This is a genomic window from Latilactobacillus fuchuensis, assembly GCF_900258455.1.
GTDB lineage: Bacteria > Bacillota > Bacilli > Lactobacillales > Lactobacillaceae > Latilactobacillus > Latilactobacillus fuchuensis.
Genome location: NZ_LT984417.1, coordinates 1,873,572 through 1,897,038, shown reverse-complemented (window position 1 = coordinate 1,897,038; position 23,467 = coordinate 1,873,572). Strand labels below are relative to the sequence as shown.

Below are 23,467 nucleotides of genomic sequence, written 5' to 3'. Positions count from 1 at the left end.
GTTTGACCTTGAGCATAACCTAAGAATTGCCCATATGATTTGAGCTTTAATCATATGGGCAATTCTGTAGTTAGGCGGAAAGGTCTGCTTGGGTTAGCGCGTTAAAGAAAACGAGCGCTGGTTCGAGTTGTTGGTCAGGCTTTGAATATCACCTTAGTTTGAACTCGCAATTGTTTTTTGATATAGTCAATGTACGATTCAAATCATGAATAAAAAAATTGATTATATTGGAGGTTATTCGGATGAGTTACCCGCAATTCATTGTGTGTGTTGCCGTAGATGATTAAGGACGTTTTTCAGCAGATTAAATAATTAGGAGTGCATTATGAAAAACGTCCAGAAAAAAGTACCATCAATTCTTTTAATGATTGTATTGGTTGGTTTTCCACAAATCAGCGAATCAATTTTTACACCCGCATTGCCGGAGATTAGTCGTGTGATGCAGGTCAGTCCACAAGTAACGCAGTTAACGATGAGTACCTACTTTGGGGCTTTTGCGTTTGGGGTTTTATTTTGGGGTTGGTTATCCGACCGAATCGGTCGACGTCCCAGTATGTTGTGGGGGATTGGCATCTATCTAATCGGGAATCTCGGCTTGTTAAGCGCACCACAATTTCCCGAGTTATTAATGGCGCGAATGGTACAAGCGTTTGGTGCGAGTGTCGGTTCCGTAGTCACGCAGACGATTATGCGTGAGGCTTTCAGCGGTATTACGGGTGCTAAGGTATTCGCAAAAATTGGCGCGGCTATGGCGTTAGCGCCAGCATTGGGACCACTAATTGGCGGATTAGTCCAGACCTACTTTGGTTACCGCAGTGTTTTTTCAGTTCTAGTGGTGCTGGCGATTAGTGCTGGATTATATACGTTCGCAGCATTGCCAGAAACGCGTGTTCAAAAGACGCCTGGAAAAGTAGCTGTGGGGGCTTTGATGAAACGATTACTGAGTGATCGGAAAGTTTGGGCCTACGGTATTTTAATCAGTGGGGTTAATGGTATTTTGTTCAGCTATTATGCTGAAGCACCTTTTATTTTTATGAGTCATTTTAAGTTAACGGCCATTCAATATGGCCTCTTAGGGTTAGTACTAGCAGCGGCGAGTATCTTAGGCGCAGTGACGACTAATTACGGCTTGGCGCATTTTGATGCTGTCAGAGTGGCTCGCAGTGGGCTGTGGTTGGCATTATTTAGTGGTGTTGGTTTAGTCTTTGCTAGTCGTAATGATCAGTTGATTTTAATAATCATTACTATTTTTGGAACTTTCTGGGGCCTGAATACGACGTTACCAATTGCATTGAACTTAGCACTAGTTGGGTATGAGACCGTGATTGGGACGGCAAGCGGCCTGTTTAGCTTCGCGTATTATTGGTTAATTAGTTTGTTAACTTATGGGATTAGTCGACTGCACACGGGTTCAATTTTAGTTCTGCCAATCTATATGGTCAGCTTAATGATCATTATGTTAATCGCGTATTACGGCGGTGTTCGTCAAAATAAAGCGTAAAAATAGGGGTGAATCCAAAACTGGATTTACCCCTATTTTTAGTTGTGATGTGGTAATTGTTGTTTTAAACCGGCTAGGAAAATATCGAGGCCCAACATGAACTTGGGTTCTGAGGCCAGTTGGACGTGTTGATGTTGGTCGAAGGTACTTAGGAAAGCATCATAATGATTTTCTTGAGCGATGCTTTGCATTTGGCCAACCAGTTCACGCATGTAATTATCTTGACTGGTTAAGGCACAATTTTTAAGCCGGACTTCATTGGCAATATCCGCAAATAAGCCGGTGATAAAATGGTCGATTGATTCAATCACTAAGCTACTTTTATCGGGCGCGAAACCGGCGTCGAGTAATATTTGAATCAATTGATTGATTAAACGCAAGCGAATTTTAGTCGCTGGCACGGTCAAAATCATCAATTCGGCAGCGTAGGGGTATTTCAAATAGGTTTGGTAAATCGCCATGAAAATCGCTTTGATTTGAACGTCCCAAGCTTCAGTCGAAGGCTCAATTAGAACCTCAGCCATGACGTCATCAGCCATCGCTTGGAGTAGCGCTTGTTTGTTAGCGAAATGCCAATAAAAAGTGGAGACACTAATATCCAATTCGGCCGCAATCTTGCGAATGGAGAGCGATTCAGCAGTCCCGTTAATCGATAGAATTTTGAAGGCTGTTTTGATGATTTGTGTATCAGAAATGTCTTTTTTGACCATTCTAGTCAAACCCCTTTACATTTTCAGAAAAATTGATTGAAATTGTTTTTAAAATTTGGTACAGTAGTAACCCGAACAGTGTTCGTTTATACTGTACAATAGTTTGAATCACAATTCAAATTTAGGAAAAAGAGGGATGCATATGTCGATGCTCAAACAACATTTAAAACCCTATCTTGGGGTTTTCAGCCTGTCATTATTAGCAACCGTTGTTTCAGTTGCTTCAGCTTTATGGCAACCGAAACTATTGCAAGATGTTTTAGAAGCCATTATGAAAAATGACCAAGATAAGGTCATGCAAGTCGGAATATATTTAATTATCATCGCGATTGTCGGTTTGATTGCCGGCATCGTCAATACGATTACTTCTGCGGTGACAGCCCAGGGGATGACCGCGGATATGCGGGAAACGACCTTCAGAAAAATTCAGACATTCTCATTTGCGAATATCGAGAAATTCTCGGTCGGTAATCTATCGGTCCGACTCACGAATGATATGACCCAAATTCAAAACGTCATTATGATGACGTTACAAACCATTTTTCGGATTCCAATTTTATTTGTCGGTAGTTTTATCTTAGCGATGAATTCATTACCGAGCCTTTGGTGGGTGATTATCCTATTAGTAGTGCTGGTTTTTGTGATTACTTTCCTATCAATGGGCTCAATGGGCAAACACTTCGGTGCCATCCAAAACTTGATTGATAAAATTAACAACTTAGCCAAAGAAAATTTAATGGGCACGCGAATTGTTAAATCGTTTGTCCAAGAAGACAACGAAATTGCCCGTTTTAGTAAAACGAGTGACAAGTTAGAACACCATACAGCGATTGTCGGGATGCTTTTCTCAGTCATGATTCCGTCGTTTATGTTAGTCGCTAACTTGGCCGTTGTCGCTTCAATTTATTTCGTCGGTAACTTAGTCGATACTGATCCAACAGCGATTGCGGCGATTGCGTCATTCATGAACTACTTAATGCAAATCATGATGTCGATTATTATGGGTGGGATGATGATGATGATGGCGTCTCGGGGGGCTGTTTCATTGAGACGGCTACAAGAGATTCTCGATACGAATCCGGATATTGTCTATCCAGAAGTACCTGATCGTGATTTAGCCGGTAGTTTGGAATTTGACCACGTTGATTTCCGTTATCCCGATGATGACCACGAAACGTTACAAGATATCAGTTTTAAAATTAATCCGGGTGAAATGATTGGGATTGTCGGCGCAACCGGTGCCGGTAAGTCAACCATGGCCCAATTAATTCCGCGTTTGTTTGATCCCACTAAGGGTCAAATTAAAATCGGCGGCGTTGATATCAAGGATTTGAATGAACATAATTTACACAATACGGTATCATTTGTCCTTCAAAAAGCGATTTTATTCTCAGGGACGATTTCACAAAACTTGCGCCACGGTAACGAAGATGCGGCAGAAAGCGAACTGGACCGCGCTGCTGGCATCGCCCAATCAAAAGAATTTATCGAAAAACTGGCTGAACGTTACGAGGCACCCGTTGAAGAACGGGGCGCTAACTTCTCGGGTGGTCAAAAGCAACGCTTATCAATTACGCGGGGTGTGATTGGGCAACCTAAGATTTTAATCTTGGATGATAGTACCAGTGCGTTAGATGCGCATTCTGAAAAATTAGTCAAAGAAGCGCTCGATCGTGAATTGAAAGAGACGACAACGCTGATTATTGCGCAAAAGATTTCGTCAGTCGTCAATGCGAATCGCATTTTAGTCCTCGATGAAGGTCATTTAGTCGGTGTCGGCACCCATCATGAATTGGTCGCTAACAACGATGTTTATCGTGAAATTTTCGAAACTCAAAAAGGAAAGCGAGGATAAGCCATGAAAGAATTTAAACGCGCCATGACGTTTTTCTACCATTATTTAAAACGATATAAGCCGTCATTCGTGATCATCCTCGTGATGACTTTTATTGCGACTTATTTACAAGTTAAGGCACCAGAATATATCGGGAATGCTTTAAATGAATTGGTTAAATACGCTACTAAGTTCCAAATTTTAAAAGCCAAACACTTACCAACTAGCGGCGCTTCCAAAGACGCTTTCGTTGAAGTGATCGTTTCATTGATTCTCTTTTATGTCTTTAGTTCCGCGGCAACGTTTGTGTCGAGCATGGTCTTTTCACGGATCAACGCGTTGTCGACCAACCGAATGCGGATTGGCTTATTCAATAAGTTACAAAAGATGCAGATTAAATATTTCGACCGTCATTCCGACGGCGATATCTTAAGTCGATTCACCAGCGATTTAGATAATATTTATAACGCGATGAACCAAGTTTTAAGTCAAATTGTTTCAGGTTCAGCCTTATTGATTGGTTTATTGATTATGATGTTTAAAAAAGATGTCCAACTCGCTTGGGTGACGGTTGCTTCAGTGCCGATTTCATTTATCCTGGCGTGGATTATCATCACTAAAGCGCAAAAATACGTCAATTTACAACAAGATGAAGTCGGTAAGTTGAATGGTTATATCAATGAAAAAATCACCGGTCAAAAAGTGATTATCACCAACAGCTTACAAGCTGAAACGATTGATGGTTTTATTGGCCATAATGAAAACGTCCGTAAAGCGACGTTAAAAGGTCAAATTTATTCTGGGATGATTTTCCCATTGATGCAGGGGATGTCGTTGGTCAATACGGCGATTGTTATTTTCTTCGGGAGCTGGTTAGCCGTTAATGGTGATATTAAAAAATCAGTCGCCTTAGGATTAGTCGTGACTTTCGTGCAATATTCGCAACAATTCTATAACCAAATTGCCCAATTATCATCGAGTTACAGTATGATTCAATTGGCAATCACTGGTGCACGACGAGTCAATGAAGTCTTCGATGAAGCCGATGAAGTGCGGCCAACTGATGGAGTGGCTTTAACCGGTATTGACCGTTCAGTTACGATGGAAAACGTCGACTTTAGCTACTTGCCAGGCAAACAAATTTTGCATGACGTCAACATTGAAGTCGATAAGGGCCAGATGATTGCCCTCGTTGGCCCGACTGGTTCCGGGAAAACAACGGTCATGAATTTAATGAATCGTTTCTACGATGTGGATCACGGTGCGGTTAAGATTGATGACGTCGATATTCGCGAAATGGACCTTGATAGTTTACGTTCGCACGTCGGAATTGTCCTACAAGAATCCGTTCTATTCTCAGGAACGATTCGCGATAATATTGTCTTTGGGAAACCGGATGCGACCGATGAAGAAGTGATTGCGGCGGCTAAACAAGCGCACATTCACGAATTTATCGAAACGCTAGAAGATGGTTACCAAACCAAGGTCAGTGAAGAGGACAATCTCTTTAGTACCGGTCAGAAACAATTAATCAGTATCGCGCGGACGATTATTACCGATCCAGCGCTGTTGATTTTGGATGAAGCGACAAGTAACGTCGATACCGTGACGGAAAGCCGCATTCAAAAAGCGATGGATAACGTGATTCAAGGCCGTACCAGTTTTGTGATTGCCCATCGTCTAAAGACAATCCTCAATGCCGATCGGATTATTGTCCTCAAAGACGGTAAGATAATCGAAGAAGGTAGCCATCAAGAATTATTAGAACAAGAAGGCTTCTACGCCGAATTGTACAACAATCAATTTGTATTCGAATAGAGCGCGAGTCAAAACAGAGCGTGACTCGAGCGGTTAATCTTCGAGCATACCCTAAAACAAGCCGCTTCATCACCGAATAATACCGGTTGATGAAGTGGCTTTTTTTTTAGTTTAGTATAGAATAACATTATCTATCAAATGAAAATACTCCAGAAAAATTCATAGATAATCAAAAAGATTGCTATGGCAACTGTTAAAATCAATTTCTTTTTCGAAGGTAAATCTTTCTTCTTTAGATAGTTACCCAATGCAATTAAAGAGATTACAGCAGAGAAAATTAATACCTTTACCATTCTTGTTCGTTTAGTTTTTGAAACTTTTGCATGATAAAACGCCCTTTCAAATAGATTTATGCTACATATACAAGGTACCACCAGTTTCTTCTTTGTTTGGTTTTTTATCTCAAAACAATAAAAAAACGGTCCTGAATCGAGAGAAGTATGAAGTAGACCCCTGACGTTGGATTTCTCCAATTTCAGGGGTCTACTTCATTATTAGCTTTTTATTATGTTGTTCTGTTTGAAACAGTTAAAAAAATCTTGGTAAAATCTTATCCTGTTTATCCAATATCTACGAAAAAAATGAATAAGAGCGATCGATTCATCAGATCAAAAATTTCTGGATAATGGAAAGGGGATAAAAAGGAATTATGTTATATGTCTTAGACGGAGTAAGTTTTATGACGGTTGGCTACCCGATTTGTTATAGTCTATCAAATGATTAAATGAATATGCATTCTACATCTTTGACATGATTTCTTCAATTTTATAAAGCTTAGAAGATGCTATGCCAGTTCCTAGTACCGTATAGTTTTTTAATTGTTCCGGAGTGACTTGAGTAGCTTCATAAATATTTTCTTGTAAAGTAGTATCGATCCTATTTAAATAATCCGCAATTAATTTGCGCTGTTTCTTTTTTCTGATTTGAACTGGTAGAGTAGTTAAGACTACTATGCCGATTGAAAAAAGCGACATCGCTAAACTATTCAAGAATGTATTTGAATAGTATATTGCTGCCAGCCCAATTATCGCAATAGAAGCAGTTAAAAAGAAATCCTTTTTTTGATTCTTCGGCATAGTAATCCTCCTTATAAAGATTTATTTTTGTGAAATCCAGTCTTGTCCTGCACCGCCCCCGACTACTAGTACCAATTCTTCTTTGCTTAAACTTTGAACGTTTTTCATAGTAAAACCTCTCATATAATTTTTATTACGAAAAAAATATATCATTCGAATTGAATTTTTAAGGTAAATTATCTCAAGATGATATTATTCTGTACTGAAATGTAAACGAGCCTATCCACCAGTGTCTTTTTAGAGTAATTTTTACTCATTTATCGTTTCAGCTGTAATTCTATTCACTTTAGGATATGAATGAGTGATTTCAGGACAATTCTGAATAATATTATATGAATACAAGTATATTTACACCATATTAAGTGCTAGAGAAGGTGTACGTACAATGAGAAAAATAAAGTTGATTAAGCAACATGATGAAAAAGATTGTGGTGTTGCCTGTCTTTCTATGGTCCTAAATTTTTATGATACGAGCGTTCCTATCAGTAAATTACGTTTAATGTCCGGGACAAACAGCCAAGGTACTTCAGCCTTTGGATTAGTCCAAGCCTTAAACGATTTCCAATTTCAAACACAGGTTTTCCAAACTGATGGATCAATTTGGAAAGAAGAAGACTTGCCTGATCCATCTCGATGAAATAACTAGTGCTTTAGATACTCGCTCAGAGCATCAAATAATTCAAAATTTGATGAATCTAGAGGATAAAACCATTCTGTTTATCGCCCATCACTTATCCATTGCAAAAGATTGTGATCAGGTATTTGTCTTAGATAAAGGGCAGCTTGTCGAATCTGGAACTCATCCCCAATTAAGAGCACTAAAAGGGACCTATGAAGAACTTTGGAAAATGATGGCAATCGCTTAAAAAAAGAACAGTATAGAGCACTATAAACATTCTGCCTATTTTTATTGATTCTTGTTATAATTAGATATCTATAATAATAAGGAAGTGTTTATATGGTTTTTGTAGATTCTTTCTCGTATTTTTTTAAAGAATTATTTGATCTGTTGCTATTTCTATTCATGATTGGGCTACTAACAAATATTCGAAAAAAATCAGTCTATTTTGCGCTACTTATATTCCTTTTTCCACTCACATTACTTTCAGTAACAGATGCACTTTTGACTGGAATCGCACTGATATCTTTAATTGTGATACTAAGATTTAAGTCTTGGCGAAAGGAACCAGAAGTCAAATTTACCGAATTATTGGGTCTTTTGCTTTCCTTAACGATTTATAGCATAGTACCACTCTTTTCATCCATCATCATATCTGGAATCTTTAAACTCGAATTCAACGTATTGAATGAACGAGGACCTTTGTTAGTAGTTATTTTGATTGGATTTGATTGGATTCTATCAATCATCATTGCGTTGACAATAAAATCAAAGGTAATTAAACGTTCAATTCATTCCGAAGAAGCAAAAGTGTATTGTATGCAGCTGGGAATATTTTTGACGTTTGTCTATTTGTTTGGAGAAGTATTAAGAAGGATGCAGATACTAGGTGTTTTTCAAATCGTAATGATTAGTTTTTTAGTTACTCAATTCTCGGTTACGATGTATTTTACTTATCTTACTTTGAAAAAGAATCACGAAAAAACAGAATTGAGCAACCTTAAGGAACAGATGGAAATGATGCGAGTCTATACTACGGACATTGAGAGGAACTATCATGAACTGCGTAAATTCCGCCATGACTATAAAAATATGTTACTAGGTCTCAAGGCAATGCAAAATGAAGCTGCGATCGATGAAGGGTATTTAAATAAGATGATCGATTATTCTCATCAGATGATAGATAACAGTGTGATGCGTTTTTCAGGACTAAGCAACTTAAAAGTAGACTCCGTAAAATCCTTGATGGTAGCAAAGTTAATCCATGCAGAACAATCTGGCATTGAGGTAAATTTTGAATGTCTTATTCCAATAGAAAACATCAATATGGATGAAATCAAACTTGTCCGAATCTTAGGTATATTAATCGATAATGCGGTGGAAGCAGCAATTGAATCAGAAAAAAATAAATACATTGTTCATTGATTCTGCCGATTCGATTGAGATTTCAATTGAAAATTCTTTCCTTGGCAAGCTACCTTCTTTATCAGAGATGAAAAAAGTAGGATTTAGTAAAAAGGGAAAGGACAGGGGACTAGGCTTATCCAATGCTCAGGATATCCTTACTTCGACCAAGCAAGCTGACCTGGCACATTACTCAAATCAAGGAATGTTTGTTTCTACACTAACTATAAGAAAGAGTGAATAATATGACATTACCAATTATTCTCTGCGAAGATGACATAATTTTGATGTCTCATTACAAGGCAATCATCGATAATTGGGTTATGATCAATGATTATGATATGCAACTGGTTTTAGCAACGACTGATCCGGGAGATATTTTCTTGTATTTATCCAAAAACAAGGTAACGAATAGTTTGTACTTTTTGGATATCGATCTTGGAAAACATTTAGATGGAATTGATATCGCACAACGTATTAGAATTGATAATGAGTTCGCTCAAATCGTCTTCATCACTTCTCATCAAGAATTGGCAATGGAGACGTTAAAACGACAAATAGCACCGTTAGATTATATTGTTAAGGACGATCAAAGTGAAAAAGGACAAATAGAAAATATTTTGGATGGACGCCACAAGTTAACATTTGTGGACAATAGCACTAATGAACGTCATCTATCCTTTATGATTGGTACAAGGAACTTTAGAGTGGATATTACTTCGATTTACTTCTTAGAAACGTCGGTCACGCCTCATAAAATTATATTATACGGCGGAAACATGATGTATGAATTTTATGGGAAGATGAATGATTTAGAAAAAGAATATCCTGAATTACTTCGTATTCATAAGTCGTTTCTAATCAATCCAAATAAAGTAATTTCTGTAGATTATAAGAGTAGAACGATATTCTTTCCAGAAGAGTATTCTTGTAGGTTCCCATTGGCAAAAAACAAAATCCTAAGAAAAACCTTGGATAGCACCGAAAGCTCAATTCGTAAATAGGGACTATGATATAACGATTGAAAGAACAATAAACAGGAATAATCAGTAAATTCAGGTAAATGAATCTTGGAAGAAAAAAATCAGCAAGAGCATTCCTTTTGAACTCAAAATAGGTCTTCATTTCAAGACATAAATTGTTGATTTCCGGATATAAGTTACTAAATAATCAAAGAAAAAAATATACTATTGTCATCAACTAGAAGGAGAGCGGTTCAGATGACAAATCGAAAAACATTGCCAAAAGAAGAATTGAAAAAAATCAAAGGAGGAACTCCTGGAGGGTTTGATATCATTTCTGGAGGTCCTCATGTCGCCAAGGATGTATTAAATGCAATAAAAGGCTTTTTTAAATAGAAGTGGTGAGAGAAGAAGAAGGATCCCTATAGAATGAAAATCATAAATATTATTTTGTCTCTTCTCAAAACGTTAATAGATATTCTGATCTATCGCTATTTCAGAACACCATCTCGCTGTTGTGGGAGGGTGTTTTTTTGATTCTTTTAGGTAAAAACTCGGTGGTTTAAGCCTTGTCGAATACAGGGTTAAACACACCGAGAAAATTGCATAAAATTATCTTCAATTATTGGGGTCTACTGCATTTTTGCAAATAATGATATAAGTTTTATGATTCTGGCGACACCAAAAATTATTAAAAATTCCAACCACTAGCATGATAATTCGTCACTCAAAAAAGCCTTTTTCTGACTGAACAATAATCGGAAAAAGGCTTTTTAATTTGAAAACTGTTTAGATATCTTGAATTTGGCCGTCGGCGTGACGTTCAACGGTCATCTTGGTCATTGGGATGTAACCCAATTTGGGTACTAACGTTTTTTGAACGGATTCAGATTGAATGTAGCGAATGAATTTCGCTGTTTGGTAGTTCGGATTGCCTTTTGAATACATATGTTCATACGACCAGATTTTCCATGTGTTGGTCGTGACGTTTTTTTCAGTTGGTTGAACGTTATCTAACGCAACCGCCTTTAAGCCATCTTTAATGTAAGGAAAGGCGAGGTAGCTAATGGCACCTGGTGTTTGACGGACGATTTTTTGAACCGTTCCGGAAGAATCTTGTTCTTGACTCGCAACGACTTTATTCGTTTTTAAACCGAGATTTTCAAAAGTTTGACGCGTGCCACTGCCTTGTGCCCGGTTAACGACGGTGATTTTTTCGTCGGGGCCGCCAACTTCTTTCCAGTTGGTTGTCTTGCCGTTAAAGATGCTGAGCAATTGTGCACTGGTTAATGATTTGACGCCGAGTTTTTCGTTGACGACGGGCGCGATTGCGACAACCGCGACTTTATGATCGACTAATTTTTTAGCATCGATGCCGTCTTTTTCTTCAGCAAAGATATCGGAGTTGCCTAACGTCACGTTGCCTGAACTGATTTGTGTTAAGCCAGTCCCAGAACCGCCACCTTGGACGGTGATATTGACATCGGTATTGTTTTTTTGGTAGGCTTCGCCAGCTTGCTCAACGAGTGGTTGCAGTGCGGTTGAACCGACTGCCGTAATTTTAACGGGTTGGGCTTCTGTGCCCACCTGCGATGTCTTTTTACCTTGGCAACCAGCTAATACTAAAGCAATTGCCCCAATTGAGAATAACGTTGCACCAAATCGTTTCATACTAAATTCCTCCTGAAGAACTATATTGAGTTGATACCTTTAGTATAGCCAGCGATTGTAAAGGTTCACTACTAGTTCGTGTAAAGGTCGTGTCGTAAAATTGTAAATAATGGGTTAAGGGATCAATTGATATTGAGTTAATTTAATTAAGAATATCAATCATTTGATGAACGAGTCTCGATTACCGTTAATAATTGCAGTATAGTAGAAACATGTGTTATTAATTTGATAGATTGGAGTATTAAGAATGTTATTTATTGCAACTTGCTATTTGTTGGTAATACTACCGTTATTAGTAACAATCATTAAACGGCAACCACAAAATTTTCGGCTATTATTTAAACTATATTTAAACTGCGCGCTGACGCTAGGGATAGCGGTTGTTGCGATTAAGCTATTATTTGGTAATTGGCTTAGCCTGAAGGATGGCCTTTTTCAACCGGCATTTACGTTTAAATTTGTAGTATTAGTGACACTCATTCAATTAGGGTTAATTGGGATTGATTGGTTTTTAAAACGATTCATTCAAATCGATTTAGAATTCGTCGATTATCCTGGTCGACCTTATGGTAGTTTAGTAAGTGCCTTTTTACTAGCGCTGGCCTATTTCTTTTTAGTGGCTAGTAACTGGGCAAATCAGAATTTCGGTTTGTTGACACCGGAACAGATTGTGTATAATTTACGGCAACCTATGGAAGGTGTTGATAGTAATTTCATTAGCTCCTTCATCACGGGGCCATTATTAGGGTCACTCGTGCTGTTAGTGGTTTTAGCGGTGGCTTTAGTTTATTTAAGACGATTTGCAATTACCTGTCAGCTTAAAAAACCGCTTTTCAAAAAATAATTAATTGGCCGGTATGTCATATTGCCGAGTGTCTTGATTTTTGTAATTTTAACGACCATTGCGGCGGTCAAAATTAATGCGGTTGGTTTTTATCAGTACTTTACTTCGGATTCAGCGTTTATCGAAAATAACTACGTTAAGCCGACCGAAGATAAGTTGACCTTTCCGAAACAAAAACGCAATTTAATCTATATTTACGCGGAATCATTAGAATCAACGGCGACTTCTAAAGCGCTTGGCGGACAGATGGATGAGAATTTATTACCAGAGCTAACCGCATTAGCTGAAGAAGAGGGAATTCATTTCTCGAATACGGATAAGGAATTTGGTGGTGCACAACAATTACCCGGAACTGGTTGGACGATTGCAGGAATGGTTGCTCAAACTGCAGGCATGCCCTTGAAGGAACCGGTTGACGGTAATGATTATGGGACTGGTGAAGGCGCCCAGTTCTTACCAGGCATGACGACGTTAACCGATATTTTAGCCGATCAAGGCTATAACCAAGTCGCTTTATTTGGTTCCGATGCGACGTTCGGTGGTCGACGGACGTTATTTACACAACATGGCAATGTTAAAATTGATGATTTATTAACAGCTCGTAAGACCGGACGAGTTTCGAAAGATTACAAAGTTTGGTGGGGGTATGAAGATTCAAAATTATTTGAATACGCTAAAGAAGATGCGACTAAATTAAGTCAATCGAATAAGCCGTTTAATTTAACGATGCTGACAGCTAACACTCACCATATTGGGGGTTACGTTGAAAAGGATATGCCCAATCAATATAGCAATCAATATTCTAACGTGATTGCTTTTTCAGATCATCAGATTGTTGAATTTATTAAATGGGCAAAAACGCAATCCTTCTATAAGAATACAACCATTATTGTGGATGGCGATCATCTGGGGATGGATGTGAACTATTATAAGAAGATTCCTGAATCGGGTCGGCATACGTTCAATCTGGTTTTGAATGCGCCTAAGACAACGACAACTGTTAAAACGAAGAACCGGCAGTTTAGTACAATGGATATGTTCCCAACAACATTAGCAGCGATGGGTGTTAAAATTAAGGGCAATCAATTAGGGCTAGGCACAAATCTACTTTCTAATCAAAAAACATTGATTGAGAAAAAAGGGTTAAAGAAAGTGACTAATGAATTGTCAGAAAATTCTAAATTCTACAATAATACGTTTGTCTTTAATAAGAAATAGGTTAATTGACTTTTCTGAAAAAGGCGTGTATATTAACAAGTAACTGCGAAAATCCGTAGAAAAATTTATTGTGCTGATCTATTGTCCAGCACGGTATTCATGAAAAACAAAAATAGTTCAGCCGATTTCGTATCGCGCAAAGCAACTGTTTTTGTTTTTTTTCTGCTCAAAAACGCATCAATTTGGCGATGTAATTTAAATTTAACATTTGTCATCTTTTTGTAATATTGAGTTCTACGGAAAACTTTATAGAGGGGTGAACAATTTGGCAGGACACTTAGTAAATTACGGTAAACATCGGACCCGTAGAAGCTATGCACGGATTAAAGAAGTGTTGGAACTACCAAACTTGATCGAAATCCAATCTAATTCCTATCAATGGTTTTTAGATGAAGGGCTTCGTGAAATGTTTGAGGACATCATGCCAATCGACGATTTTGCTGGTAATTTATCATTAGAATTCGTTGGTTACCAACTACTTGAACCGAAATACACGGTTGAAGAAGCACGTCAACATGATGCCAACTATTCAGCACCATTACACGTTACTTTACGACTAACAAACCACGAAACTGGTGAAATTAAATCTCAAGACGTCTTCTTTGGCGATTTCCCATTGATGACTGACCAAGGGACTTTCATTATTAATGGTGCGGAACGGGTTATCGTTTCTCAATTAGTTCGTTCACCAGGTGTTTATTTTAATAGTTCAATTGATAAGAATAGCCGGACAACTTACGGCACAACCGTCATTCCTAACCGGGGTGCTTGGTTAGAATTTGAAACAGATGCCAAAGATATTGCCTACGTGCGGATCGATCGGACTCGTAAGATTCCAATGTCTGTTTTAGTACGTGCTTTAGGTTACGGTTCAGATCAAGAAATTATCGATATCTTAGGCGACAACGATTCATTAATGTTGACGTTAGAAAAAGATATCCATAAGAATACTGATGATTCAAGAACTGAAGAAGCCTTAAAAGATATTTACGAACGTCTTCGCCCCGGCGAACCTAAGACGGCTGATAGCTCACGTTCATTACTTTTTGCCCGTTTCTTCGATGCAAAACGTTATGATTTAGCGTCAGTTGGTCGTTACAAGATCAACAAGAAGTTGAGCTTAAAGACACGTCTATTGGGTCAAACATTGGCTGAAACATTGGCTGATCCCGATACAGGTGAAGTGATTGCTGCCAAAGATACAGTAGTTGATCGTCAAGTCATGGATACTTTGTCACCTTATTTAGACAAAGAAGATTTCAAGACGGTGACTTACCAACCAGCTGATGAAGGTGTCTTAGCTGAACCAATGACGTTACAAGTGATTAAAGTTTATTCACAAAAAACGCCAGACAAAGAAATCAACATGATCGGTAACGGTCATATTGACGCTAAAGTTAAACATGTGATTCCTGCTGATATTTTGGCATCAATGAACTACTTCTTCAATTTACAAGAAGGTCTTGGCAATACCGATGATATTGATCATTTAGGTAATCGTCGGATTCGTTCAGTTGGTGAATTGCTCCAAAACCAATTCAGAATTGGTTTATCACGGATGGAACGGGTTGTTCGTGAACGGATGTCAATCCAAGATACAAGTACTATTACACCTCAACAATTAATTAATATTCGCCCAGTTGTGGCTTCAATCAAAGAATTCTTTGGTTCATCTCAATTGTCACAATTCATGGATCAAACCAATCCACTTGGTGAATTAACGCATAAACGTCGTCTATCTGCCTTAGGACCTGGTGGTTTGACTCGTGACCGTGCCGGTTACGAAGTCCGAGATGTGCATTATACCCATTATGGTCGTATGTGCCCAATCGAAACGCCTGAAGGCCCTAATATCGGGTTGATTAATAGTTTAGCAAGTTACGCCGTTGTTAACCGTTATGGTTTCATTGAAACCCCTTATCGTCGTGTCAGCTGGGATACCCATGATGTCACTGATAAGATTGACTACTTAACAGCCGATGAAGAAGATAATTACGTCATCGCCCAAGCCAACTCACCATTAAATGATGATGGGTCATTCGTTGAAGAAACGGTCTTGGCACGTTACAAAGATGACAATATCGAAACATCAATTGATAAATTGGATTACATGGATGTCTCACCTAAACAAGTTGTTGCCGTCGCAACAGCCTGCATTCCTTTCTTGGAAAATGATGATTCAAACCGTGCCTTGATGGGCGCCAACATGCAACGTCAAGCCGTACCTTTAGTTGATCCTCACGCACCATTGGTTGGGACCGGTATGGAATACAAAGCCGCTCATGATTCTGGGATTGCAATGCTTGCCAAACATGACGGAACAGTTGAATACGTTGATGCTAAAGAAATTCGTGTGCGTCGTGAAGATAGTTCATTAGACAAATATGAATTAATGAAATTCCGTCGTTCAAATGCGGGTAAGAACTACAACCAACGTCCAATCGTTGCTAAAGGCGATCACGTTGATGTTGATGAAATTATCGCAGACGGCCCAGCTATGGAAAATGGCGAATTAGCCTTAGGTCAAAACCCATTGATCGCTTTCATGACTTGGAATATGTATAACTATGAAGATGCCATCGTTCTTTCAGAACGTTTGGTTAAAGAAGATTTGTATACGTCAATTCATATTGAAGAATACGAATCAGAAGCACGTGATACAAAACTTGGACCTGAAGAAATCACTCGTGAAATTCCAAATGTCGGTGAATATTCATTAAAAGATCTTGATGAATTTGGGATTGTACGGATTGGTGCGGAAGTGAAAGACGGCGATATCTTAGTTGGTAAAGTCACGCCTAAGGGTGTTACTGAATTATCAGCTGAAGAACGTTTACTCCACGCAATCTTCGGTGAAAAAGCTCGTGAAGTTCGTGATACTTCCCTTAAGGTACCTCATGGTGGCGGCGGGATTATCCAAGATGTTAAGATCTTTACGCGTGAAGCTGGCGATGAATTATCACCAGGCGTTAACATGATGGTCCGCGTTTATATTACTCAAAAACGTAAGATTCAAGTCGGCGATAAGATGGCCGGACGTCATGGTAACAAAGGGACGGTTTCAATCGTTGTTCCTGAAGAAGATATGCCATACATGCCAGATGGTACCCCAGTTGATATCTTATTGAGTCCCATGGGTGTGCCTTCACGTATGAATATCGGGCAAGTCCTTGAATTACATTTAGGGATGGCTGCTCGTAACTTAGGTATCCACGTTGCAACACCAGTCTTTGATGGTGCGCAAGATAAAGATTTATGGGATGCTGTTCGTGAAGCTAACATGCCTTCAGATGGTAAGAGTGTGCTTTATGATGGTCGCACTGGTGAACCATTCGATACTCGGGTTTCTGTTGGGGTCATGTACTATATGAAACTAGCCCACATGGTTGACGATAAGTTACATGCGCGTTCAATCGGACCTTACTCACTTGTTACGCAACAACCTTTAGGTGGTAAAGCGCAATTTGGTGGCCAACGTTTCGGGGAAATGGAAGTTTGGGCACTTGAAGCTTATGGTGCTGCTTATACTTTACAAGAAATCTTAACTTACAAGTCTGATGACGTGGTTGGTCGTGTTAAAACGTACGAAGCCATCGTCAAGGGTGAACCAATTCCAAAACCAGGTGTCCCAGAATCATTCCGGGTCTTGGTCAAAGAATTACAATCACTTGGTCTAGACATGAAAGTCTTAGATATCAATAAAGAAGAAATCGAATTGCGTGATATGGATGACGACGATGACGATATTGTTAACGTTGATGCCTTATCTAAATACGCAAAAGAACAAGAAGAAAAGAAAGCACAAGAAGAAGCTGAAAAAGCACGAGCGGCCGCTAACGTTGACCCAGTTGATCCTTCAGCCGAATAATCGAGTGTTCTAATTAATTCAAATTAGTAAAGCGCGCTGCTTTACCATTCTATAAAAAATGAGGAGGTCGGCCCTTTGATAGATGTCAATAAGTTTGAAAGCATGCAAATTGGTTTAGCATCGTCAGATAAAATTCGTAGTTGGTCATATGGTGAAGTTAAAAAGCCAGAAACAATCAACTATCGTACTTTAAAACCTGAACGTGATGGCCTTTTTGATGAACGCATCTTTGGACCTACAAAAGATTGGGAATGTGCTTGTGGTAAGTACAAGCGGATTCGGTATAAAGGAATTGTCTGTGACCGTTGTGGGGTAGAAGTGACTCGTTCTAAAGTTCGTCGTGAACGAATGGGCCATATCGAACTCGCTGCACCAGTCACTCATATCTGGTACTTTAAAGGAATTCCAAGTCGGATGGGTCTTGTCTTAGACATGAGCCCCCGTGCTTTGGAAGAAATTATCTACTTCGCATCATACGTTGTGATTGACCCAGGCGATACAGCCTTGGAAAAGAAACAATTGATGACCGAACGCGAATATCGTGAAAAGCGTGAAGAATTTGGCAACAAGTTTAATGCTAAGATGGGTGCTGAAGCCATCAAGGAATTATTACGCGATGTCGATCTTGAAGGCGAAGTTGCTGAATTAAAGGAAAACTTGAAATCAGCACAAGGCCAAAAGAGAACACGTGCTATCCGTCGTTTAGATATCTTAGACGCCTTCCGTAAATCAGGAAACAGCCCTGAATGGATGGTCATGGATGCCGTTCCCGTTATTCCACCAGATTTACGACCAATGGTTCAATTGGAAGGTGGCCGTTTTGCCACTTCTGATTTGAATGATTTGTATCGTCGGGTGATTAACCGAAATAATCGTTTGAAACGTTTATTAGATTTATTAGCACCAAACATCATCGTTCAAAACGAAAAACGGATGTTACAAGAAGCCGTTGATGCTTTGATTGATAATGGCCGTCGTGGTCGTCCCGTTACCGGACCTGGTAACCGACCATTGAAGTCATTGTCACATATGCTAAAAGGGAAACAAGGACGTTTCCGTCAAAACTTATTGGGTAAACGTGTCGATTATTCTGGTCGTTCCGTTATCGATGTCGGCCCTACGTTGAAGTTCTATCAATGTGGGTTGCCACGTGAAATGGCGCTTGAATTATTCAAACCGTTCGTTATGCACCAATTAGTCAAACGCGAAATGGCCTCAAATATCAAGAATGCTAAACGTAAAATTGATCGTCAAGATGACGATGTTTGGGACGTTTTGGAAGATGTTATTAAGGAACGCCCAGTACTATTAAACCGGGCCCCTACATTGCATCGACTTGGTATTCAAGCCTTCGAACCAATCTTGGTTGATGGTAAATCAATCCGTCTTCATCCATTAGCTTGTGAAGCCTACAATGCCGATTTCGATGGGGATCAAATGGCAATCCATGTGCCTTTATCTGACGAAGCGCAAGCAGAAGCAAGAATGTTAATGCTCGCCGCTCATCATATCTTGGCACCTAAAGATGGTAAGCCAATCGTTACCCCTTCTCAAGATGTTGTGTTAGGTAACTATTACCTAACGCTTGAACAAAAAGAACGTCTTGGTGAAGGCATGATCTTTAAAGATACAAACGAAGTGATCATGGCTTATCAAACTGGCCACGTTCATTTACACAGTCGGATTGGGTTATCCGTTGCTAGCATGACTGAACGACCATTTACTGACGAACAACGTCATCAAATTATGATGACGAGTGTTGGTAAAGCATTGTTCAACGAAATCATGCCTGCTGACTTCCCATTCTTGAACGAACCTACTAACGATAACTTAGTCCACGGTGTGCCTGATAAGTACTTCATCCAAAAAGGTGAAGACATTCATGACTACCTAGCGACTGCTCCCGTTATTTTGCCATTTAAGAAAGGTTTCTTAAGTGACATCATTGCGCAAGTCTTTAAGGTTTATAAAGTACAACGGACTTCTGATTTGTTAGATGACATGAAGACCTTGGGTTACACTCAAGCAACGCATGCCGGCTTAACAGTTGGGGTTGCCGATGTGCCACAATTGCCTGAAAAGAAAGCAATCGTTGATGAAGCGCATAAGAAGGTCACGACCGTTTCTAAACAATTCCGTCGTGGTTTGATTACCGATGAAGAACGTCATGCACGTGTGATTGAAATTTGGAACGATGCTAAAGATGATATCCAACAACGATTAATCGACGCATTTGATCCAACCAACCCAATCTCAATGATGTCTGATTCTGGCGCCCGGGGTAATATCTCAAACTTTACGCAACTTGCTGGTATGCGTGGGTTGATGGCCGCACCGAATGGTGGGATGATGGAAGTTCCCGTTACATCGAACTTCCGTGAAGGCCTTTCTGTCATGGAAATGTTTATGTCTACCCATGGTGCCCGTAAAGGGATGACCGATACGGCCCTTAAGACAGCCGATTCTGGTTACTTAACACGTCGTTTGGTCGATGTTGCTCAAGATGTTATTATTCGTGAAGAAGATTGTGGGACTGATCGCGGTCTACTCATCCACTCAATTCATGAAGGAAATGAAATGATCGAACCGTTGTATGACCGTCTTGTTGGTCGTTGTGCAATGAAAGCCATTTTAGATCCTAAATCAGGTGACGTGATTGTTGCTAGAAATCAATTAATGGACGAACATCTTGCGCAAGCAGTTGTTGATGCCGGTATTGAAAATGTCACAATCCGTTCGGTCTTCACATGTAACACTAAACACGGTGTCTGCAAGAAATGTTACGGTCGTAACATGGCTAATGGTGAAGAAGTTGAAGTTGGTGAAGCAGTCGGAACTGTCGCAGCACAATCTATCGGTGAACCTGGTACGCAATTAACCATGCGTAACTTCCATACCGGTGGGGTTGCCGGCGGTGAAGATATCACTCAAGGTTTACCTCGTATCCAAGAAATTTTTGAAGCCCGTAATCCGAAAGGGTTGGCATCAATCACTGAAGTCACTGGTGAGGTTGTCGCGGTTGAAGAAAATCCGGCTGAACATAGCCGTGAAATTACAATCCAAGGCGAAACAGATACACGTTCATACAGTGTGCCTTACACCGCTAACGTCATTGTTAGCGAAGGCGATCACGTTCGTCGTGGTGAAAAAATCACGGGTGGTTCTGTCAATCCTAAACAATTAATCAAAGTTCGTGACGTTTTATCAACTGAAAACTACCTCTTGCATGAAGTTCAAAAAGTTTACCGTATGCAAGGTGTTGAAATCGGCGATAAACATGTCGAGGTTATGGTTCGTCAAATGCTACGTAAAGTCCGTGTCATGGATCCAGGTGATACCGAAATCTTACCTGGTACGTTAATGGACATTAGCGAATTTACGGATCGTAACCACGAAACACTTATTAGCGGTGGCGTTCCTGCTACTTGTCGTCCAGTCTTGCTTGGTATTACCAAAGCCTCACTGGAAACCAATAGTTTCTTATCTGCCGCATCATTCCAAGAAACAACTCGTGTCTTAACGGATGCTTCTATCCGCGGTAAGAGTGATCCATTACTTGGTTTGAAAGAAAATGTTATCATCGGGAAGATCGTCCCAGCTGGTACTGGTATGGCGAAGTACCGTCATATGGAACCTAAAACAGTTGGTGCCGTCTCAGAAAATGTCTACTCAATCAGTGACATCGAAGCCCAAATGAAACAAGAAGAAACAAAAGAATAGAGTGCTATCTCAAGCGGTTAACGCTTGAGCATAATCTAAAAAATCCCTTATGGTGTTCTTCAACCATAAGGGATTTTTGTAGTTAGGCGGAAAGCGTTGCTTGAGATAGCGCGTTTCAGAATAGAGCGTGAGCCCTCACGGGTAGCTTCTGAGCATTAGCCTAGTTCCGTGAATAAAGTCCGATTTGTGGACTTTGTTTGCGAAACGTAGCTAAGCACAAGAAGCTGTGGGCACTTGCGCGTTTCAAAACGCCATGACCACCACCACCCCCATACTAATATAGGGAATAAACGGAATCTGGTCGCCACGCAAAATGCTGTGTGGTCGCCGGATTTTTTTGATGGCGTAACCGATTAAGCAGAGGATGCAACCGGCTAATAAACTTTGCAGTACGAATTCTAAGCCGAACCACAGAGTTAGAATCGTGAGTAGTTCGACGTCGCCGAAACCAAACGCGTCTGTCCAATAAGCGAGTAGTGCGAGCGCGCTACCGATTAAGAACGCGGCCAGCCAGTGGTAATTAGACCAGAAACTAATAAAGAGCGGCACCATCGCCGTTAGTGTCGGACCAGGATACATGACGCTATGTAAGAGGTCGATTAAACTGAGACAGTATAGCAGCACGATTAAATAAATCAATTGCCAAGGCCATGCTCGCGATAATAGCAGTACAAATAAGCAGCCACCAGCAATTTCGCTGTAGAAAAAGCCGCGGTGAATCGGAAAACCACAATCACGACAATGCCCTTTTAAAACTAAGTAACTGATAATCGGGAATAAATCGTACCAAGCAATCTGGTGGCGACACCAATCGCAATGCGAAGTCGGCCAGATGATGGACCGTCCGAGTGGCCAACGCCAACAGATGACGGTGATGAAAGAGGCGATGCAAGCACCGCAATAAAATAGTAATAAAGACTTAAGCATAATGAACCCTCCTTAATCAATAGTTACCCTGAATACGGCTATTTTTTTCTGAAAAGAGGGTTAAAATCGTGTTGACAAATCTGAATAATGATGATAATCTAATGAAGGTGCTTTTTACGGAAGTTTTTCTGGAAATCAGATCATGCTGACTGACGTTTAAAAATGCATTACAATTCACGCAACTAGGTTGCCATTTTTTTATCAAAAAAAAAGAACCGCCTGGATGTGTGGACTTAAACTTAAAAATAACTTTCAGCTCAAGGAAGGAGGAACCTTCAAATGCCAACAATTAACCAATTGGTACGTAAGGGTCGTAAATCAAGAACTTCAAAGTCTGATGCACCTGCATTAAACTTTGGCTACAACAGTATGAAGAAAATCGCTACAGATAATCCAGCACCACAAAAACGTGGGGTCGCTACTCGTGTCGGGACTATGACACCTAAAAAGCCTAACTCTGCTTTACGTAAGTATGCGCGTGTGCGTTTATCTAACTTAATCGAAGTCACAGCTTATATTCCTGGTATTGGTCATAACCTACAAGAACATAGTGTTGTTCTTATCCGTGGGGGCCGTGTCAAGGATTTACCTGGGGTTCGTTATCACGTTATCCGTGGCGCTTTGGATACTGCCGGTGTAGATGGTCGTATGCAAAGTCGTTCTAAATACGGTACTAAGAGACCTAAAAAATAACACACAATAAAAAATATAAAAGTCGTATTGAAGTTTAAATGACACTGTGTGTTACTTCAAGGACTTAAAATCTTGAGGAGGTTATCAGGATGCCAAGAAAAGGCTATGTTGCTAAACGTGACGTTTTACCTGATCCAATGTACAATTCTAAATTGGTTTCACGCTTAATCAACCGGTTAATGGTTGATGGGAAACGTGGGACTGCATCAACCATCTTATATGATGCGTTTGATATTATTAAAGAAGAAACTAGCAAGGACCCATTGGAAGTTTTCGAAGAAGCTATGAACAACATCATGCCAGTACTTGAAGTTAAAGCTCGCCGTATCGGTGGTTCTAACTACCAAGTGCCAATTGAAGTTCGTCCAGAACGTCGTACAACTTTAGGTTTACGTTGGTTAGTAAACTATGCTCGCTTACGTGGCGAACATACGATGGATCAACGTCTTGCACGTGAAATTATGGATGCTGCCAATAACACTGGTGCTGCTGTTAAGAAACGTGAAGACACACATAAAATGGCTGATGCCAACCGCGCATTTGCACATTATCGCTGGTAAGATTAACAAGGATGGCCATTGTATGCTTTTCAACAAGTCATA

Annotated in this window: 19 protein-coding genes; 15 read left to right on the top strand and 4 right to left on the bottom strand. The window is 39.8% G+C overall.

Annotation, left to right across the window (positions count from 1 at the left end):
* Positions 1-325 precede the first annotated feature (325 nt).
* A complete protein-coding gene (locus LFUMFP_RS09050; RefSeq protein ID WP_106483498.1) occupies positions 326-1,501 on the top strand; it encodes a multidrug effflux MFS transporter in 1,176 nt (391 codons plus the stop codon).
* 38 nt (positions 1,502-1,539) lie between these two features.
* Here the strand turns inward: LFUMFP_RS09050 and LFUMFP_RS09045 are convergent, their stop codons facing one another.
* The gene (locus LFUMFP_RS09045) at positions 1,540-2,211 is read right to left on the bottom strand and encodes a TetR/AcrR family transcriptional regulator C-terminal domain-containing protein (protein ID WP_106483497.1); all 672 of its coding nucleotides are present in this window, start codon (positions 2,209-2,211) and stop codon (positions 1,540-1,542) included.
* 142 nt (positions 2,212-2,353) lie between these two features.
* On the opposite strand from LFUMFP_RS09045, the gene LFUMFP_RS09040 reads away from it, so the two are divergent.
* Entirely contained in the window at positions 2,354-4,066 is a 1,713-nt protein-coding gene (locus tag LFUMFP_RS09040; RefSeq protein WP_106483496.1) for an ABC transporter ATP-binding protein, read from the top strand.
* A 3-nt stretch (positions 4,067-4,069) separates the two neighbouring features.
* Positions 4,070-5,863 carry an ABC transporter ATP-binding protein gene (locus LFUMFP_RS09035; protein WP_106483495.1) on the top strand — a complete coding sequence of 598 codons (1,794 nt, stop codon included), beginning with the start codon at positions 4,070-4,072 and terminating at the stop codon, positions 5,861-5,863.
* Between the two features lie 737 nt (positions 5,864-6,600).
* Here LFUMFP_RS09035 and LFUMFP_RS09025 read toward each other — a convergent pair.
* On the bottom strand, positions 6,601-6,939 hold the full coding sequence (locus LFUMFP_RS09025) for a hypothetical protein (protein WP_106483493.1): 339 nt from the start codon (positions 6,937-6,939) through the stop codon (positions 6,601-6,603).
* Between the two features lie 385 nt (positions 6,940-7,324).
* Here LFUMFP_RS09025 and LFUMFP_RS09020 point away from each other — a divergent pair, with 385 nt between their 5' ends.
* The 6 genes from LFUMFP_RS09020 to LFUMFP_RS09850 all read left to right on the top strand — a co-directional run bounded on the left by LFUMFP_RS09020 (position 7,325) and on the right by LFUMFP_RS09850 (position 10,320).
* Positions 7,325-7,576 (top strand): cysteine peptidase family C39 domain-containing protein, encoded by a 252-nt coding sequence (locus LFUMFP_RS09020; protein WP_081779536.1) that lies wholly within the window; start codon positions 7,325-7,327, stop codon positions 7,574-7,576.
* On the top strand, positions 7,530-7,805 hold the full coding sequence (locus LFUMFP_RS09015) for a hypothetical protein (RefSeq protein WP_025083308.1): 276 nt from the start codon (positions 7,530-7,532) through the stop codon (positions 7,803-7,805). Before LFUMFP_RS09020 ends, LFUMFP_RS09015 begins: the two co-directional genes overlap by 47 nt.
* Before the next feature lie 92 nt (positions 7,806-7,897).
* Positions 7,898-8,983 carry a sensor histidine kinase gene (locus LFUMFP_RS09975; RefSeq protein WP_233210644.1) on the top strand — a complete coding sequence of 362 codons (1,086 nt, stop codon included), beginning with the start codon at positions 7,898-7,900 and terminating at the stop codon, positions 8,981-8,983.
* Complete coding sequence (locus tag LFUMFP_RS09970; RefSeq protein WP_233210643.1) at positions 8,949-9,206, top strand: GHKL domain-containing protein; 258 nt, start codon at positions 8,949-8,951, stop codon at positions 9,204-9,206. Before LFUMFP_RS09975 ends, LFUMFP_RS09970 begins: the two co-directional genes overlap by 35 nt.
* Position 9,207: 1 nt before the next feature.
* Positions 9,208-9,966, top strand: coding sequence for a LytR/AlgR family response regulator transcription factor (locus tag LFUMFP_RS09005; RefSeq protein WP_025083309.1), 759 nt, complete (start codon positions 9,208-9,210; stop codon positions 9,964-9,966).
* 216 nt (positions 9,967-10,182) lie between these two features.
* Positions 10,183-10,320 carry a hypothetical protein gene (locus LFUMFP_RS09850; protein WP_155833373.1) on the top strand — a complete coding sequence of 46 codons (138 nt, stop codon included), beginning with the start codon at positions 10,183-10,185 and terminating at the stop codon, positions 10,318-10,320.
* A gap of 393 nt (positions 10,321-10,713) precedes the next feature.
* On the opposite strand, the gene LFUMFP_RS09000 is transcribed toward LFUMFP_RS09850, so the two are convergent.
* Positions 10,714-11,595, bottom strand: a complete 882-nt coding sequence (locus LFUMFP_RS09000) for a phosphate ABC transporter substrate-binding protein PstS family protein (protein ID WP_025083310.1) — start codon at positions 11,593-11,595, stop codon at positions 10,714-10,716.
* Between the two features lie 469 nt (positions 11,596-12,064).
* On the opposite strand from LFUMFP_RS09000, the gene LFUMFP_RS09965 reads away from it, so the two are divergent.
* The 4 genes from LFUMFP_RS09965 to rpoC all read left to right on the top strand — a co-directional run bounded on the left by LFUMFP_RS09965 (position 12,065) and on the right by rpoC (position 21,245).
* Positions 12,065-12,439, top strand: a complete 375-nt coding sequence (locus tag LFUMFP_RS09965) for a hypothetical protein (RefSeq protein WP_233210642.1) — start codon at positions 12,065-12,067, stop codon at positions 12,437-12,439.
* A gap of 33 nt (positions 12,440-12,472) precedes the next feature.
* Positions 12,473-13,657, top strand: coding sequence for an LTA synthase family protein (locus LFUMFP_RS08990; protein WP_158697742.1), 1,185 nt, complete (start codon positions 12,473-12,475; stop codon positions 13,655-13,657).
* Between the two features lie 256 nt (positions 13,658-13,913).
* Entirely contained in the window at positions 13,914-17,525 is a 3,612-nt protein-coding gene (gene rpoB, locus LFUMFP_RS08985) for a DNA-directed RNA polymerase subunit beta (protein WP_332903307.1), read from the top strand.
* 75 nt (positions 17,526-17,600) lie between these two features.
* Entirely contained in the window at positions 17,601-21,245 is a 3,645-nt protein-coding gene (gene rpoC / locus LFUMFP_RS08980; protein ID WP_106483490.1) for a DNA-directed RNA polymerase subunit beta', read from the top strand.
* A 243-nt stretch (positions 21,246-21,488) separates the two neighbouring features.
* Here the strand turns inward: rpoC and LFUMFP_RS08975 are convergent, their stop codons facing one another.
* Positions 21,489-22,172, bottom strand: coding sequence for a prepilin peptidase (locus LFUMFP_RS08975; RefSeq protein WP_106483489.1), 684 nt, complete (start codon positions 22,170-22,172; stop codon positions 21,489-21,491).
* Positions 22,173-22,451: 279 nt separating this feature from the next.
* Here LFUMFP_RS08975 and rpsL point away from each other — a divergent pair, with 279 nt between their 5' ends.
* Together rpsL and rpsG are read left to right on the top strand one after the other, a co-directional pair.
* The gene (gene rpsL / locus LFUMFP_RS08970) at positions 22,452-22,865 is read left to right on the top strand and encodes a 30S ribosomal protein S12 (RefSeq protein ID WP_025083313.1); all 414 of its coding nucleotides are present in this window, start codon (positions 22,452-22,454) and stop codon (positions 22,863-22,865) included.
* A gap of 89 nt (positions 22,866-22,954) precedes the next feature.
* Entirely contained in the window at positions 22,955-23,425 is a 471-nt protein-coding gene (gene rpsG, locus LFUMFP_RS08965; protein WP_025083314.1) for a 30S ribosomal protein S7, read from the top strand.
* The last annotated feature ends 42 nt before the right edge of the window (positions 23,426-23,467 follow it).

Coding starts and splice junctions, on each gene's coding strand:
- LFUMFP_RS09050 (WP_106483498.1), top strand. CDS start 326: ATGAAAAACGTCCAGAAAAAAGTACCATCAATTCTTTTAATGATTGTA.
- LFUMFP_RS09045 (WP_106483497.1), bottom strand. CDS start 2,211: ATGGTCAAAAAAGACATTTCTGATACACAAATCATCAAAACAGCCTTC.
- LFUMFP_RS09040 (WP_106483496.1), top strand. CDS start 2,354: ATGTCGATGCTCAAACAACATTTAAAACCCTATCTTGGGGTTTTCAGC.
- LFUMFP_RS09035 (WP_106483495.1), top strand. CDS start 4,070: ATGAAAGAATTTAAACGCGCCATGACGTTTTTCTACCATTATTTAAAA.
- LFUMFP_RS09025 (WP_106483493.1), bottom strand. CDS start 6,939: ATGCCGAAGAATCAAAAAAAGGATTTCTTTTTAACTGCTTCTATTGCG.
- LFUMFP_RS09020 (WP_081779536.1), top strand. CDS start 7,325: ATGAGAAAAATAAAGTTGATTAAGCAACATGATGAAAAAGATTGTGGT.
- LFUMFP_RS09015 (WP_025083308.1), top strand. CDS start 7,530: ATGGATCAATTTGGAAAGAAGAAGACTTGCCTGATCCATCTCGATGAA.
- LFUMFP_RS09975 (WP_233210644.1), top strand. CDS start 7,898: ATGGTTTTTGTAGATTCTTTCTCGTATTTTTTTAAAGAATTATTTGAT.
- LFUMFP_RS09005 (WP_025083309.1), top strand. CDS start 9,208: ATGACATTACCAATTATTCTCTGCGAAGATGACATAATTTTGATGTCT.
- LFUMFP_RS09850 (WP_155833373.1), top strand. CDS start 10,183: ATGACAAATCGAAAAACATTGCCAAAAGAAGAATTGAAAAAAATCAAA.
- LFUMFP_RS09000 (WP_025083310.1), bottom strand. CDS start 11,595: ATGAAACGATTTGGTGCAACGTTATTCTCAATTGGGGCAATTGCTTTA.
- LFUMFP_RS08975 (WP_106483489.1), bottom strand. CDS start 22,172: ATGCTTAAGTCTTTATTACTATTTTATTGCGGTGCTTGCATCGCCTCT.
- rpsL (WP_025083313.1), top strand. CDS start 22,452: ATGCCAACAATTAACCAATTGGTACGTAAGGGTCGTAAATCAAGAACT.
- rpsG (WP_025083314.1), top strand. CDS start 22,955: ATGCCAAGAAAAGGCTATGTTGCTAAACGTGACGTTTTACCTGATCCA.